We start from the raw sequence: 15094 nt of genomic DNA, 5'->3' as shown, positions 1-15094 counted from the left end.
TAACCAAATTAACCCAACTATGATAAAGCGGCATATCCAAGTAGACAGGAACATCCCAACCAACAACACCATCAAAACCACCAGCCACCACAACCCTCCCAAACAAATCAAAAACATCACCCCTAACAATCAACTCATCAGGCATAACAGAAGAAAGCAAAACCCTACCATCAAAACCCAAAAACCAATGAACACCCCTCCTAACAATCTCATCCAAAACATCATGCCTCAAAAGATCAGTGAAAGAAACAATAACAGCCTCAACACCACAATCCCACCAAAAACCAAACACATCCCTATCCAAAAGAGAAACCATAGGAACAACCCTAGGCAACTCAATATACTCTACATCCACCCTCCCAACACCCCAAAGCCAATCCAACAACCCACAAACAACAGAATCATCCAAACACCAACAATAAACCCTAAAATCACAAACACCACAACCACACAAAAAATCTAAAAAAGAACCACTAACCCTACAGCCAAACTCACCACCACAAAAATAAACACCACCACTCCTACCAGCCAAACCACAAACACCAACAAAAGGACAACCATCACAAACCCTAACACAACTAAAACCAAACAAACCCTAACCCCAAAATAAAATAACAAAACCAACGTAAAAAACATATATAACAAAACAAAAAATAACAAGACGAAAGCACGGGTCTAAGAACCGATAGAAAAATAAAGAATTTCAAGAAAAATAAAAAATAAAACTGAAAAAAGAAAATACCCAGCCCCCGTCGTCTAGTCCGGCCAAGGATACGGGCCTTTCGAGCCCGCGACCCGGGTTCAAATCCCGGCGGGGGCATTATTTAATTGAATTTGATTTTCTTTGTTTGGGTTTTTGTGGTGTTTAGTTGGTTTTTATAGGGATGGGGGATGTGGGTTTTTCGTTAAATTCTAGAGAAGTATGTATGTTGTTTGAGTGTTTTTCTTATGGTTTTTGGATTTGAGTGTCATTAATTGTTCTTCTCTATTTAAATAGATGTTCATGGTGGAATTTTTGTGTTTTTCATCTTTGTTTTGTATTATTACTTGAGTTTGAGTGGGGGATGCTTGATATTTTGATATGGGATCCTCAGTCTTCTTTAATGCTTTATTGTTATTGAGTGGGTCATTAGTTTCTAGTGGGTATTCTCAGTATGCCAAATAGTTATGGGTTTCTTGTGCATTATTAGACGCTTATGCATTATAGTCAGTATAGTTTATTAATGGTTGGATGTTTCGGCTTTTAAATAAAATATAAATGTGGAGTGGTGGCATTACTTATTGGATTGGTTGTGATTATGAAGAGATTTGGCAAGTTTATTTCGTTACGCTTAATGAGGATGGGTATAAAGAAGAGGTTTGGTAAGTTTTGTAGGATGTCTTAATGGGTGTTAGAGTGAAAATTGAGGTTAAATATGATGATAAAACTGTGATTACAAGTACACTTGTAAACACGAGTTATGAATGTAATGAGCCGGAGATACATTTACCCTTGTCTTTTAGCTGAAAATCTTGGAATTCCATTAGAAAAGCTTAGAAGTGAACGATACCGAGTTGTTGGCACAGGGGTTGATGCTTATAATTTAGGCTGGGTTTATGTGAGAGTTATCACTGAGGATAGGAATACTTCATTGATTAAAGCTAGGGCAGTTTCAGTAGCTAGTGAATATGAAGTCTTATTGAGTGATGCTCTCATAGAAGCATTGGAAATAGAGCTTGTGAAACCTAAACAGGGGTTATGGAAATTTACTGGAGAAGAAAAATTGCGTAAAAGTGAGAAACCTGAATACTGGCCTCAATAAGCATTGTTCACCCATATTTTCCAGGAGAAGAATAATTTTAAATAATACACGATATTGGCGTATAAGTTTCATAGAGTTATCTTAATCATTGGCGTGTATATTTTCTTGTACTCTTCTAGTTTCTTCTTATTGAGTAAGTGTATGTTTATCCTGTGGTCTTTGGTTAAAGTTTTAACTATTTTACAGTACCATTCGAAGTCTATTTTTTCTGGTATTCTGGTTGATGTTATTAATATATCTAGGTCAGAGGATAGGGTATATGTTTTTTCGGCGTAGCTACCAATGATGTATACTTCACAGTCTTTGAATATTTCTTTAGCTTTTATGGCTATTTCTTTAGCTATGCTGATTGCATTTTCGAATAATTCTTTATTTTTTTCGAGTAGTTTGAAATAGTTGATCATAGGTATTTCCTCGCAAAGTTTTTGGCTAGATTTAGGGCTTTACTTGCGATATCTCTACTATATTCCACATCCATATATCTTGAGGCAATGTAGGATAGCTCTATTTCTCTCAATAAATCTAGATTTTGCTTATAGTAGTTGGTTAAATTGTCATTTTTTGTTAGCTGGAATAGGGTTTTGAGGCTGTGAGTTTTAGGGAAGTCTCCATATTTCTTGTAAAGTAGATATTTTAAGGTTAATTGGAAAAATTGCTCTATAAATAGCATGGTGAAGCTGTAATCTTTTTTCTTGAAGGCTTCTTCAGCTTCATCGAGGAACTTTAAAGCATTTTTCTTTAGAAAATCCATATGGACACCTCTAAGCATGCTAAGTTAAATAAATGTTTAATAAATAATGTGTTTCTCCTCATTTTCCTCAAATAAAATTTAGATTTTCATGATGATAAGCATAATGGATATCGTATATTTGTATCTGTTGCATGTTGGATTTATTTTCTTACCCTTAAGTGAAAACTGCTTGCTTTGCAGTTGTTTTAAGGTATGTTATTATTTCAGATGTGTTCATGATTTGGATTTTGCCCAGGTTTTTGGGTTTATGTTTTTTGATGTAATGGTATAGGCCTAGGATGCCAGGATCTTCTGGTAGGTGTGTTAGGATTACTTCTTTTCTTTTGCTAAGGGCGTATGCCATGTCTATTGCAGTGTTTATGCCGATGTATCCTTTTATTTGTTTGTCTCCTTTTATGGCTTCTGCAAGGATTATGAGGTAATCTGCATTGTCGATTTGTTGGAAGAACCATGTTTCAACTTCTCCGATTTTTATGTAGTCTTGTGGAGATAGTTCCTTTTTCCCCGCTTTTATATCTTGTTTGAGTTTTTCGATTTTTGATGGGTCTGATAGGCCTAGAAAGTGTTTTGGCAGTGTGACTTCTATTCCCATTGCTTTTAGTTGGTTTGCCAGTTTTATCATTTTATCATATACGCTAAATGAACCACCTATAGCAACTTTCATCATAAAATAATGGGAGTTGTAGCTTGAAAGAGTTTTCCTTGTGTAAGATGTTCTGATTTATTTCATTTTAACTTTCAATCCTTAAATTGTTGAGATTTATTATATTGAACTAGATGATATCCATAAAAATGAAGAGACATTGGAGGATGATTTCTCTCTTGCTCTGGAATTACGTCTTTAAATATTTCTAGTCCCTTGAACACTAGCTCTCTTGTTATTATTAGTGGTGGGAGGAATCTTATTACATTTGCATAGTGTCCTGCTTTTCAGATTGTTAATCGTTTTGAATGCTTCTAGCTATACTTTTGCTACTAGTTTTTGAATTGTTCTTTTATGGTTTTTACAAGTTCGACTGTAAGTAATTAATCCTTTTGAATCTTTTAAATTCAGCTTTAGTTCTAGTTTTATGGCGGCCTCCATCTCTTGCATTGTGAGTGTGGCCTTGTTGGGTCTATTGCTGATTGTGGGAAGAGGCATATTTCCTTTTTAACGTCGACTTCTGTGGGTGGTGTTGTTGCTGTACAATAATATTTATCATCTTCCTTCTTAAGCCAAGGACAAGGAATTCTAAATCCCTTCTTGCTCTCTTTCTGGCAAATATTTAAATGTAACTACTGAGTACTTTCAATTCTTTACATTAATACTCTGTAGGCATCATGAAATTAGCATTAAGTGATAATTTCATGATTGTTGATGATGCTTAGAATAATTTATAATGAAAATTCAAGTCAAGCATAATGATGAAATTATTATTTGTAACTGAACTTGCAACTATTGATTATAAAGAAGAGAAATGTAAAATCCATTTAACCCATTTCTCTTGTTAAACTTCTAAAAATACCCTCTAGAAAAGCTTCGAAGTGAACGCTATAGAGTTGTTAATACAGAATTTAGCTACATATGAGGTTGGTGGATTTATGTGAGAGTTATTACTGAGGATAAAATAGTTCAAACATTAGATAAAAGATAACAATAATGTTCAATATGGAGTAATCAAATAGATTATTTAAATTGCTAACTTATATCTCCTCTTATGAAAGCTCTAGTTATGGGCATTTTAGGTTTCATGAAAACTTCTTGTGCTAAACCGTGTTCAGCTACTCTACCTAGATAGAGGAATATAACATAATCAGCTAGTCTGAGAGCTTGATGCACATTGTGAGTAACAATAATTATGGTGTAGTTCTCTTTGAGTCTAAGTAATAATTTTTCAATTCTATCAGCAGATATAGGATCTAATGAAGCTGTAGGTTCATCTAACAATAAAGCTTCAGGTTCAACTGCAAGTGCCCTAGCTATACATAATCTCTGTTGTTGCCCTCCAGATAACCTGAAAGCTGGCTCTCTTAATCTATCTTTAACTTCATCCCATAAACCAACTTCCCTCAAACATCTTTCAACAATTTTATCGAGAATTCTCTTATCCTTTAAGCCGTGAATTTTAGGTCCATAGGCTACATTATCATATATCGACATTGGAAGTGGATTTGGTTTTTGAAATACCATTCCTATCTTTCTTCTAATATAAGTTACATCAATATTTGAATTGTAAATGTCAATTCCCTTAAAGTAAACCTTACCGCTAACCCTTGCCTCATCAATCAAGTCAATTAATCTATTTAAACATTTAATGAAAGTTGTCTTGCCACAGCCTGAAGGCCCCATAATAGCTGTAATTTGTTTTTCAGGGATCTTAACACTTATATTTTTAAGTACATGTCTGTCCCCATAGTAGACATTTAAATCTCTAGTTTCAATCATTACACCATTAAGACTACCCATTGTTTCACCTCACTACATATCTCATAAATCTTCTTCCAAGAATTTTGAGGACCACATTAATCACTAATATTATTACGATTAATATGAAAGAGGCAGCATATGCCTTAGCTCTAGCACTTTCATATGGATATGAAATATAGAAGTAAACTGCCAATGGTAGTGAAGCTGATGGAGCAAAAAGAGAGTATGGTAGAAAGTCACTAAATTGAGAAGTAAATAGTACTGGCGCTGCCTCAGAAATCCCCCTAGCAAAAGATATGAGAATTGCAGTTAAAATTCCAGGTAATGCTTGACGTAACACTACGTTAATGATCGTCTCATATCTTGTAGCCCCAAGAGCATAGGAAGCCTCTTTAATCTCCCTCGGAACCATGGATAAAACCAATTCAATACTCCTAGCCATAATTGGGAGTTCAAGTAATGCTAAAGTCAACATTCCAGCTAAAAGTGAAATACCCATATTCATCCATAAAACAAACACTATGAAGCCGAAAAAGCCAAAAACAACTGATGGAACTCCAGACAGTAAATCTAGTGAAAGCCTTAAGTAATTTGAAAATCTACCATCTTTCCCATATTCATTAATATATATTGCTGTTGGAAGAGCTAATATGAAGGCAATTAAAGTGGCTCCACAAACGAGGTAAAGTGAACCTAAAATTGCATTTAAAATTCCACCCTCTCTCGCCACATTTCTCGGAGGCTCAATTAGCATTGAAATACTCAAAAACCATATACCCTTAAGAATTACAGTTAAAATAATTATCAAAAGTACACCTATAATTAAGACTGTAGAGAATATCATTAGGGCTTTGAAAAATGCTTCTTCAAATTTCCTCCAATCCATTTCATCTACCTCCCAAATTTTATGATTACAAGTCTTGCAAGTACATTGAAAATAAAAACTATTAGGAAAAGGATCAAAGCTGCAACAGATAAAGCTGAAACATAAATTTCCGATGACATCATTTCTCCAAGACTACCAGCTATAAGGGCAGTTAATGGACAACATGGATCAAATATTGATGATGGAGCCTTAGGAACATTACCAGACACCATGAGAACAGCCATAGTTTCTCCGAAGGCTCTACAGAACCCTAAAACTATAGCTGCAACAATACCTAAGAAGGCTTTCCTAAAAACTACATACTTTACTGTCTGCCATTTAGTAGCTCCCAGGGCTAATGATGCCTCTCTAATTTCCATTGGGACAGCTTCAATAACTTCTTCAGCTACAGAAATAATTATTGGAGAAACCATGACAGCTAACACTAAACTTGAAGTTAAAACACTATAACCTACATTTATGTTAAGAGAGAATATTGGAATCCAACCAAGTATTGAGTCTATAGTTGGAGCAATATAATCCCTAACTAATGGCACAATTACCAGTATAGTCCAAAGCCCATAGACAACTGATGGTATACTTGCGAGAATGCTTATTAATGACTTAAGAGTTGACCTTAATCTTTTAGGTGTATATTCAGCTAAGAAAATTGCACATAATATGCATAATGGAATAGAAAACATCATTGCAAAAAGTGTAATCCAAACTGTTCCAGCTATGAAAGGATATAAACCAAATGAACCATCAGCAGGAATCCATGAATTTAAAAAGATAGTTAAAACATATGATGAGTTTAATATTATTAAAGCATTTTTAAGTAAAATAAAGAATATTAAGATTATAACTAAGCCTGATAAGAAAGAAATGATAAGCAGAGTCTTTTCAAACAATACATCCAATAAGTAGCGGCGTGAACGAGAAAGAGAGGAGAAAGACTTCATGAGGAATCACTTTCAATCTATAAGCTTTAAGGATTCATTGACCTTTTCTTCAGGCAATGGAATATAACCAACTTCGCTAACATATTGTTGGCCTTCAGTTAAACACCACCTTATAAACTCCTTCACAATATTTACAGGCTTACCCTTAGTTACGAAGTAGAGAGTTCTACTTAGCAGATACTCTCCTCTAGCTACATTGTCAATTGCTTGTTCATAGCTATCAATCTTTTCCCATTCGTCAACTATACCATTTTCATTAAAATCTATTGGGATAGGCTTAATTCCTTTAGCTACTTCACCATAAGCAAAGGCGAGACCAACATATCCAATACCTAGCTTATCATCTCTAATTGCTACAATCATTCCAGGATTACCGACAACTTTGATGCCAATAAGATGTTCTTGGTCACCAACACCAATTTCCTTAGCAAAGGTTTCAGCAGTACCTGAGGCCTCAGCCCTCGTATATGGATGAATTTCATATATGATTGGAGCATCAATTTTCTCAATACTGCCAGTATTAATGTTAATCGCATGTGTTTCATTGATTGAAATGTAATTGTCACCATTTAAATCTATATTGACGACATACTCCCAATCAGATATTGAGCCAGTATAAATTCCTTTTAAAATACTTAATTTTATCCCTTTGTGCTGTAGATGATCTAATATTGGATTTTCATTGCATACAACTACTATTACTGCATCATATGCTATTGGTATAGGTAGTGCACCTCTATTTAATTCATCTTTTTTCAGATCCCTTGATGACATACCAATATCAACGAGGCCAGCTAAGACATCCGTTATACCCTTACCTGAGCCACCACTAGAAACCTCGATTCTAACATTTTTATTTATCTCCATATATTCTTCAGCCCATTTGACAGCTAATGGATAAACAGTTGTTGACCCCGATATTCTGATTACAACTAATTTGGGTTGATTAAATTGGTAATAGAAAGCTATACATCCAATTGCTATTGCCAGTATTATTGGCAGTATAAATTTCGGTTTGATATCCACGCAATACACCCCCATGGAACTTTCAGGATAAACGATGAGAAGAAATTATATATAGTTAATCCAAATACTATATATAGATCATTATAGACTATATAGAGAATATAGATGTGAGAATATGAATAGAAATAAAGTCTTGAGAAGAATACAATTAACTGGTAGATCAACATTCATAGTGTCTTTACCTAAAACATGGGTCAAATCCATTGGATTAAATGCAGGAGATTATGTAGCAATATTACTCCAACCCAATGGTTCATTAACAATATTACCAGAAAGTATGCTTAAGGAAGAACTACAAGAAGCAGTAATAACAGTTAATGAAAAAATGGATCCTGAAACCATAGTTAGATACTTCATAGCCCACTACTTAGTCGGATATAATTTAGTTAAAATCAAATTTGAACCTAAAGTTTTAAGGTATAAGGGAATAATTAAGAAAGTATTAAAGAGTAAGTTGGTTGGAGCTGAGCTAATTGAAGAATCAGCTACAGAAATGGTTATACAGTTCCTCGTAGATCATACCCAACTACCAGCGTTTAGAGCTCTTATGAGAATGAGCAACATATCTAAATCAATGATAAAAGATTCAATTAGAGCATTAACATTACTGGATAGACATTTAGCTGAAGAAGTTATTGCTAGAGATGATGAAGTAGACAAATTCTATTTATTTTTAGTTAGACAGCTAAAAATGGCTATTAAGGATAGCAGTATCTTAGCTGAAGTTGGATTTAAAAATATCAGAGACTGTCTAGGCTACAGGATAATAGCCAAGAGTATCGAGAGAATAGCAGATCATGCACTAAAGATAGCTAATACAACACTCAAATTAGAGATGAAACCTAAACCTAGAGTCTTAAGAATAATTGAAGATATGGGAGAACAAATAGTAAAAATATTTGAAGATTCAATGCGGTCAGTATTCAAATTAGATATAAGTCTTGCAGATTATGTAATCAGAAGAGTGGAAAAACTACGAAAAAAAGAAACAGAAGTTATAGAAGCAATATTAAATGGATGGATAAACGCTAAAGATGCATCAAATCTAAGATTAGCATTAGATAGCATATTTAGAATAGCTGAATATTCATCAGATATCTCAGAAATAGTAATAAACATGACAGTTAAAAGTCCAACCGAAAATAAATCAATTATATACTAACCAAATTAGAGATTCATATTGTTGGCATATGTGAGGGATCATATTTAGAGCTTATTGTTAAGGGGATGAAATACGCTTAATTGTTTCTAAAAGCCTTAAGAATGCATGTGGAGTTGATGGAGAAAGGGCTCTAGAAGTTGTGAGGCTTATCCATGCCTCCAGGAGGATAGAGATTAAAAAGGAAGTATATCCTTGACGCTGGTGTTCTAGTATTATACTTTGCTGGACATAGAGAAGCTAAAATTATGTTGATGAAATTTATTTGGGTAGGGCTGAGGCATATGTGTGTGAAGTTAATTTAGCTGAATTCTTATGCAGTTATGCCAAAATTTTCGGATGGAACTCTATGCGAATTAAGCATAATTTAATTCGAAGTAGCCCAATAAAGATTATAAGTTCAAATGAAAACTTAACACTAAAAGCCGCAAAACTCAAACTAAATTACTATAATATTTTATCGCTAGCAGATTCATACCTAATTGCACCTGCAAGTCAACTAAAGGTAACAATAATAACAACAGATAAAGACATAGAAGACGTTAATGAAGCACCCACAATACTGTTAACAATCTAACTCCAAATGTCGATCTCAAACTACTAAAGTTTAGATGATTTTAACTTTATGATGTAATAGATTAACGTTATATGGGTTATTATTGTGATCATAATTAGTGTTAGACTTTTATTAAGTACTTGTATATAGGATATCTGTATAGTTCATGTTGGACAATGCTTGTAGTAGACCAGGTTCACTTGGCCAAGGAAATAGTGTTCCAGGGGGACATGTTTTCCAATAGATTTTCTGGCTAGCTGTGTCCTCATAAATATAGCTAAGAAAGCCGTAATATATAAAGTGAATTATTAGCAGTGTAGCTAGGGCAATGGTTAACTTCGAAGTCTTCATAAACTAATAATGACAAACCATAATGAAATTATTGACGGACAGTTAACCTAAAATTACGACTAAATTGTTAGTTAACATGTTATGATTTAGAATGGTGTGCAATATGAATATTGATGTTATTATTAGAAGGTTAAAGTGGAAGGAGGAAGTAATTCATTCTCCTAGAGGATTGATTAAAGAGGAGTGCTATTTAGGTAGAGGTGTTGATGTTCTAAATGTTTATGAAAGATGTAGTCATGCTTGTAGTTACTGTTATGTTGAGTGGCCTTGGAGTCCTAGAAATATTGTTGTTAGAAGCAATATTGTTGAGAGAACTAGGAGGGATTTATTAAAGAAATATCTTGGTAAAAGATTAGTTATCAACTTAGGTTCTGCAACTGATCCCTATCAACCAGTTGAAGAAAAATATGGGTTTACCCGCCGTATTATTAAATTGCTCATGGAGTTTAATGCTTCCTTTTATATTTGCACTAAGTCTAATCTGGTGCTTAGAGATTTAGATTTGCTGGGAAGCTATGAGAATTGCTGGGTTGGTCTTACTATAAGTAGCTTAAATGATGATTTCTGTAAAATTTTCGAACCTAATGCACCTAAACCCAGCGTTAGAATTGAAGCAATTAGAAGGCTAGTTGAAAATAACGTCTATGTTATTGCTCGTATTTCACCTATAATTCCAAGAGTTAATGATTCATTGGAGGATTTAAAGAAGCTTATTAAAGAGTTGAGAGATGTAGGTGTCAAATATTTTGTAGCTGAAGTCTTAAAGCTGGATAGAAGGCGATTCATTCTAAATGGTTGGGAAGGAAAACCTCGCTGGAAGAAAGATTTAAAAAACTCATTAATAAAGTGGGGTGGAGAGAGACTGGTTGAATTTATTGAGGAAGCATATTATAGAAAAGGAGAAATCCTCTATGGATATTATGTGCCGAGAGAGAAAGTCAGATACCATATTTTGAAGAATATAAAGAAAATATGTGAAAATTCAAAGTTCACCACTTGTAATATGGGATTAAATATTAAGAAGAAGTTAGCTAATTGGTTTAGTGGCAAAGGAGAGTTTAGGTGTGCTTGTTATGCTAGGGAGCCCTCAATCATCTCCCTAAGGAGGAATGTAGATGGGTAGACTATTTGGAACTAATGGTATTCGAGGTAAATTTGGAGATGAACTAACAATTGAGCTTGCAGTTAAAATTGCCCTCTCAATAGGTACATACTTTAATGGTGGTGAAATCCTAGTTGGATTTGATGGAAGAATAAGTAGCCCTATATTGAAGAGGGTTATCATTAGTGGATTACTATCCACAGGTTGTAATGTTGCTCATGCAGGTATGCTACCTACCCCTGTACTTCAGTTTGGAGTCAAATACTTTAAGTATGATGGTGGAGTAATGATAACAGCCAGTCACAATCCACCTGAATATAACGGAATAAAAGTTATTGGTCCAGATGGAATTGAAATACCGAGAAGAGAGGAAGAAAAAATTGAAGAAATATTCTTTGAAGATAAAATTAATAGAGCAGCATGGAATGAAGTAGGTAGAATATATGAAGAACCAAATATCATTGAAACATACATTGATGAAATAATTAAAAAAGTAGATGCCAAAAAAATAGCTTCAAAAAATTTTAGGGTAATTGTAGATCCAGGAAATGGAGTTTCAACTCTAACAACACCAAAAGTATTAGAAAGAATTGGATGCGAAGTAATTTCGATAAATGACACAATAGATGGAAAATTTCCAGGAAGAGGAGCGGAACCAATACCAAAAGTTCTAGGTTTAATTTCAAAGATAGTTACATCATCTAACGCAGATTTAGGAGTATCACTTGATGGGGATGGGGATCGAGCAATATTCACAGATGAAAAGGGAACTGTGCATTGGGGAGATAAAAGTGGAGCAATAATAGAAAAATATTTACTTCAAAGAGAAGGTGGAGGAATAATTGTAACACCAGTTAGCTCATCAAAATTAATTGAAGAAGTAGCTAGAAGGTATAATGGAAAGATAGTATGGACAAAAGTAGGAAGTGTAACAGTTTCACATAAACTAAAGGAGGTAAGAGGACTACTCGGAATAGAGGAAAACGGAGGAATTTTTTATCCACCACATCAACTAGTTAGAGATGGAACAATGGCTACGCTATTAATATTAGAATTATTATCCCATGAAGAAGAGGAACTTTCCAAGGCAATAGACAAACTGCCAAAATACTATAATTATAAGGATAAGATTCCATGTCCAAGCCATCTAAAAGAAGCAGTCACAAAGAAGATATTAGAAGAAGTGAAAAGTGAAGAAGTATTAAAAATTGAAACCATTGATGGAATAAAAATCTGGAAAAATAAGGATAGATGGGTTTTAATTAGACCTTCAGGAACAGAACCGGTCATAAGAATATATGCAGAGGCAAAAAGTGAAGAAGAAGCAAGAAAAACTGTAGAGAAGTATAAGAGAAAATTAATGGAAATTTTAGGCTAGGAGGAAAACTATTGAAAATAAACATTGAAGAAGCTGTAGGAAAGACACTTGACTTAAGAGAAGAATTAAATGAAATAATTGACATAACACTTACCTCAAAGACTCGGTTAAGCATAATTGCAGAAGGAGGAGGATATGCCGCACTCCTATCATCACTAATGACATATAGGACACTACTAGGAGTAAACATAGGATGCTACTTTCCACGTGAATACATGATGTATGCAGCCCCATACTCAAGTGAAAATGAAGTAGTTTACATATTCACTAGGAGAAGCCCCATACCTCCAAGAATTGCAGATGTAATTAAGACATGTGGATTAATGGAATTAAACACAATATTAGTAGTGTTAAATCAAATCTCAGAAGAAGATGAAGAACTACTAGACTATACTGAGTACATGATAGAAGTAGGAGTAGAAGACGATCAACTTGCCCTAAAACACTTCATAGCCACAAGTACATTTTTAAGTATAATTGCAATTGAAGCAGCATTAAAAAGTGAAAATAGAGAGAGAGCAAAAAATCTCCTAGAAAGATTGAAGAAACTACAACTTAAAGAAAATAAAAAAATCAGAGAAATACTTGAAAAATGCATTAAAAGTAGGAGAAGCATAATATATTCAGGTTCATCACTATATGGATTAGCATTAAAAATAAGCAGGGATTTAAATGCAAACTCAAATGCAAACATCATCACCTATAAAACAGATGAACACCCATATGTAACAAGAACAGTTAACTATGAGGACTATATAGTAATAATGAAAACAGAACTAGAAGATAAATCGGCACGAGAAATTTCAAATTTTCTAAAAATAAGAGGGTTAAATAGTGAAGTAATTGAACATAGAGGCGATCCCCTAATAGCAACAATAGAGGTGGGATGTGAAATACTACCACAACTATACGAAGTTCTATCAAAGATAACAAGTGAAGATGTGTGGTAAGAGAAATGCTACGAAAAATACTTGAAATACTAGGAATCTATAAAATCTATGAAAAATGGTTATGGAAACAAATTGAAAAAGGCGTAAAACCAAAGCATGTTGGAATAATATTAGATGGAAATAGAAGATGGGCGAGAAGTAAAGGTTTACCACCATGGACTGGGCATGAAAAAGGAGCACAAAAAGTTGAAGAACTATTAAAATGGTGCTATGATGCAGGAATAAAAACATTAACCATCTATGTATTCTCAACTGAAAACTTCATGAGAACTAGAAAAGAAGTTGAAGAAATCATGAAATTAGCTCAAAAATATATTGAAAAAGCAATGAACAGCAAGGAGATACATGAATACAAAGTGAGAGTGAAAGCAATTGGAAAAATTGAGATACTACCACCAAAACTGAGAGAAGCAATAAGAAAATTGGAAAGACTAACTGAAAAATATGATAAACACTATCTGAACATTGCAATCGCATATGGAGGAAGAAGTGAAATAATAGATGCTGTAAAAAGAATAGCTAAAAAAGTAGAAAAAGGACTTTTAAATGTAAATGAAATAAATGAAAAGGTATTTGAAAAATATCTATATACATCACACTTACCAAACCCATATCCAGACTTGATAATCCGTACTAGTGGAGAAGAAAGATTAAGCGGATTCCTTCTATGGCAATCAGCCTATAGTGAACTAGTTTTCCTCGACATCTACTGGCCTGACTTTAGAAAAATAGATTTATGGAGAGCCATTAGGATTTTCCAAAAACGTGAAAGAAGATTTGGGAGATAAAAATGAATAAAAAGCCAATGGTCTCGATAATAATTCCAGTAAGAAATGCAGGTGAAACAATTGAAGATTTACTTGAATCAATAATGAATCTAGACTATCCAAAAGAAAAAATTGAAATAATAATCATAGATGGCCAATCAACTGATGATACAATTAAAAAAGCATCAAAATATCCAGTAAAAATTTTAACAGAGCCAGGCCTAGGACCAAACTATGCAAGAAAAATTGGAATAGAAGCTTCAAAAGGTGAAATATTAGCTTTCACTGATGGAGACTGTATAGTACCGAGAGAATGGATTAAAGTAATAGTTGAAAATTTATCTCAACCTGAAATAGGATGTGTAGGTGGAAGTATATTCGTAGATAAAAGCATTAAAAATAATATGTATGCAATCTATGCAGATAAGTCTATAATGAGAATAATGCCATTGGCAGAGAAGAGAGAAATATTAGAGGAGCCAAAAATATTCAAACATTTAGCCTTCTGCAACATGGCGATTAAAAGAAAAGTATTAGAAGAGATAGGTGGACTAGACGTCAAGTTCAAGACATTCGAAGATGTCGACACAGTTCAAAGCATATGTGAAAAAGGATATAAAATAATGCTTGACCCGAGAATGTATGTATGGCATAAACATCGTCAGAGCTTAAAGGCAATATTAAAGCAAACATACTCGTATGGGAAGGGAGGCCCAAAGTTTAGAAAGAAGCATCCAAAAAGCCAGTTAACTAGATTTTATCGAAGAGGACTAATAGCATTCTATACTATGATGCTCAGTTTATTTCTAAGTGCTATAATTTCAATTTTAATTAAAAACCTGATGCCAATATTAATAGCATTGTCGCCGTTCATCATAGGATACATACTAGGCGTAATATACTATAAAGCAAAAAAGAATACTTTAAAAGAGGCAACAATATTCCCGTTAATAGACATGCTTAGAATTTTTGCATTCTGTATTGGAGATTTGAAAGCTAGTCTACTTGAAAAATAGCA

Annotated in this window: 16 protein-coding genes and 1 tRNA gene; 9 read left to right on the top strand and 8 right to left on the bottom strand. The window is 33.8% G+C overall.

Annotation, left to right across the window (positions count from 1 at the left end; all coding sequences use genetic code 11):
- Positions 1–592: hypothetical protein (locus tag ACW8TM_RS09710; RefSeq protein WP_491533084.1), on the bottom strand; the 592-nt coding region annotated here is incomplete at its 3' end.
- Between the two features lie 153 nt (positions 593–745).
- On the opposite strand from ACW8TM_RS09710, the gene ACW8TM_RS09705 reads away from it, so the two are divergent.
- Positions 746–820, top strand: a tRNA-Glu gene (locus tag ACW8TM_RS09705).
- Between the two features lie 649 nt (positions 821–1469).
- The gene (locus ACW8TM_RS09700) at positions 1470–1802 is read left to right on the top strand and encodes a hypothetical protein (RefSeq protein WP_491533083.1); all 333 of its coding nucleotides are present in this window, start codon (positions 1470–1472) and stop codon (positions 1800–1802) included.
- A 68-nt stretch (positions 1803–1870) separates the two neighbouring features.
- Here the strand turns inward: ACW8TM_RS09700 and ACW8TM_RS09695 are convergent, their stop codons facing one another.
- The 7 genes from ACW8TM_RS09695 to ACW8TM_RS09665 all read right to left on the bottom strand — a co-directional run bounded on the left by ACW8TM_RS09695 (position 1871) and on the right by ACW8TM_RS09665 (position 7813).
- Positions 1871–2206, bottom strand: a complete 336-nt coding sequence (locus ACW8TM_RS09695; RefSeq protein ID WP_491533082.1) for a nucleotidyltransferase domain-containing protein — start codon at positions 2204–2206, stop codon at positions 1871–1873.
- Complete coding sequence (locus ACW8TM_RS09690) at positions 2203–2553, bottom strand: HEPN domain-containing protein (RefSeq protein ID WP_491533081.1); 351 nt, start codon at positions 2551–2553, stop codon at positions 2203–2205. The genes ACW8TM_RS09695 and ACW8TM_RS09690 overlap by 4 nt, the downstream gene beginning before the upstream one ends.
- A 154-nt stretch (positions 2554–2707) precedes the next feature.
- Positions 2708–3220, bottom strand: a complete 513-nt coding sequence (locus tag ACW8TM_RS09685) for a hypothetical protein (protein WP_491533080.1) — start codon at positions 3218–3220, stop codon at positions 2708–2710.
- A gap of 1011 nt (positions 3221–4231) precedes the next feature.
- Entirely contained in the window at positions 4232–4999 is a 768-nt protein-coding gene (gene pstB / locus ACW8TM_RS09680) for a phosphate ABC transporter ATP-binding protein PstB (protein ID WP_491533079.1), read from the bottom strand.
- 4 nt (positions 5000–5003) lie between these two features.
- Entirely contained in the window at positions 5004–5846 is an 843-nt protein-coding gene (pstA, locus tag ACW8TM_RS09675; protein ID WP_491533078.1) for a phosphate ABC transporter permease PstA, read from the bottom strand.
- Between the two features lie 5 nt (positions 5847–5851).
- Positions 5852–6787, bottom strand: a complete 936-nt coding sequence (gene pstC, locus ACW8TM_RS09670; RefSeq protein WP_491533077.1) for a phosphate ABC transporter permease subunit PstC — start codon at positions 6785–6787, stop codon at positions 5852–5854.
- A gap of 12 nt (positions 6788–6799) precedes the next feature.
- Positions 6800–7813 (bottom strand): PstS family phosphate ABC transporter substrate-binding protein, encoded by a 1014-nt coding sequence (locus ACW8TM_RS09665; RefSeq protein WP_491533076.1) that lies wholly within the window; start codon positions 7811–7813, stop codon positions 6800–6802.
- Between the two features lie 115 nt (positions 7814–7928).
- On the opposite strand from ACW8TM_RS09665, the gene ACW8TM_RS09660 reads away from it, so the two are divergent.
- The 7 genes from ACW8TM_RS09660 to ACW8TM_RS09630 all read left to right on the top strand — a co-directional run bounded on the left by ACW8TM_RS09660 (position 7929) and on the right by ACW8TM_RS09630 (position 15092).
- Positions 7929–8975, top strand: a complete 1047-nt coding sequence (locus tag ACW8TM_RS09660) for a PhoU domain-containing protein (protein WP_491533075.1) — start codon at positions 7929–7931, stop codon at positions 8973–8975.
- 262 nt (positions 8976–9237) lie between these two features.
- Entirely contained in the window at positions 9238–9549 is a 312-nt protein-coding gene (locus ACW8TM_RS09655) for a PIN domain-containing protein (RefSeq protein WP_491533074.1), read from the top strand.
- A 433-nt stretch (positions 9550–9982) separates the two neighbouring features.
- The gene (locus tag ACW8TM_RS09650; protein ID WP_491533073.1) at positions 9983–11002 is read left to right on the top strand and encodes an SPL family radical SAM protein; all 1020 of its coding nucleotides are present in this window, start codon (positions 9983–9985) and stop codon (positions 11000–11002) included.
- Positions 10995–12359, top strand: a complete 1365-nt coding sequence (gene glmM, locus ACW8TM_RS09645) for a phosphoglucosamine mutase (protein ID WP_491533072.1) — start codon at positions 10995–10997, stop codon at positions 12357–12359. The genes ACW8TM_RS09650 and glmM overlap by 8 nt, the downstream gene beginning before the upstream one ends.
- Before the next feature lie 11 nt (positions 12360–12370).
- Positions 12371–13309: a hypothetical protein gene (locus ACW8TM_RS09640; RefSeq protein WP_491533071.1), complete on the top strand. Its 939-nt coding sequence runs from the start codon at positions 12371–12373 to the stop codon at positions 13307–13309.
- Between the two features lie 5 nt (positions 13310–13314).
- On the top strand, positions 13315–14097 hold the full coding sequence (uppS, locus tag ACW8TM_RS09635) for a polyprenyl diphosphate synthase (protein WP_491533091.1): 783 nt from the start codon (positions 13315–13317) through the stop codon (positions 14095–14097).
- Positions 14098–14099: 2 nt separating this feature from the next.
- Positions 14100–15092, top strand: coding sequence for a glycosyltransferase family 2 protein (locus ACW8TM_RS09630; RefSeq protein WP_491533070.1), 993 nt, complete (start codon positions 14100–14102; stop codon positions 15090–15092).
- The last annotated feature ends 2 nt before the right edge of the window (positions 15093–15094 follow it).

Source organism: Candidatus Culexmicrobium sp., from assembly GCF_058356305.1.
This window is presented reverse-complemented; position numbering and strand designations above follow the sequence as displayed.

Excerpts from the sequence above, each read along its gene's own strand:
- ACW8TM_RS09700 (WP_491533083.1), top strand. The coding sequence starts at position 1,470 with ATGAGCCGGAGATACATTTACCCTTGTCTTTTAGCTGAAAATCTTGGA.
- ACW8TM_RS09695 (WP_491533082.1), bottom strand. The coding sequence starts at position 2,206 with ATGATCAACTATTTCAAACTACTCGAAAAAAATAAAGAATTATTCGAA.
- ACW8TM_RS09690 (WP_491533081.1), bottom strand. The coding sequence starts at position 2,553 with ATGGATTTTCTAAAGAAAAATGCTTTAAAGTTCCTCGATGAAGCTGAA.
- ACW8TM_RS09685 (WP_491533080.1), bottom strand. The coding sequence starts at position 3,220 with ATGATGAAAGTTGCTATAGGTGGTTCATTTAGCGTATATGATAAAATG.
- pstB (WP_491533079.1), bottom strand. The coding sequence starts at position 4,999 with ATGGGTAGTCTTAATGGTGTAATGATTGAAACTAGAGATTTAAATGTC.
- pstA (WP_491533078.1), bottom strand. The coding sequence starts at position 5,846 with ATGGATTGGAGGAAATTTGAAGAAGCATTTTTCAAAGCCCTAATGATA.
- pstC (WP_491533077.1), bottom strand. The coding sequence starts at position 6,787 with ATGAAGTCTTTCTCCTCTCTTTCTCGTTCACGCCGCTACTTATTGGAT.
- ACW8TM_RS09660 (WP_491533075.1), top strand. The coding sequence starts at position 7,929 with ATGAATAGAAATAAAGTCTTGAGAAGAATACAATTAACTGGTAGATCA.
- ACW8TM_RS09650 (WP_491533073.1), top strand. The coding sequence starts at position 9,983 with ATGAATATTGATGTTATTATTAGAAGGTTAAAGTGGAAGGAGGAAGTA.
- glmM (WP_491533072.1), top strand. The coding sequence starts at position 10,995 with ATGGGTAGACTATTTGGAACTAATGGTATTCGAGGTAAATTTGGAGAT.
- uppS (WP_491533091.1), top strand. The coding sequence starts at position 13,315 with ATGCTACGAAAAATACTTGAAATACTAGGAATCTATAAAATCTATGAA.
- ACW8TM_RS09630 (WP_491533070.1), top strand. The coding sequence starts at position 14,100 with ATGAATAAAAAGCCAATGGTCTCGATAATAATTCCAGTAAGAAATGCA.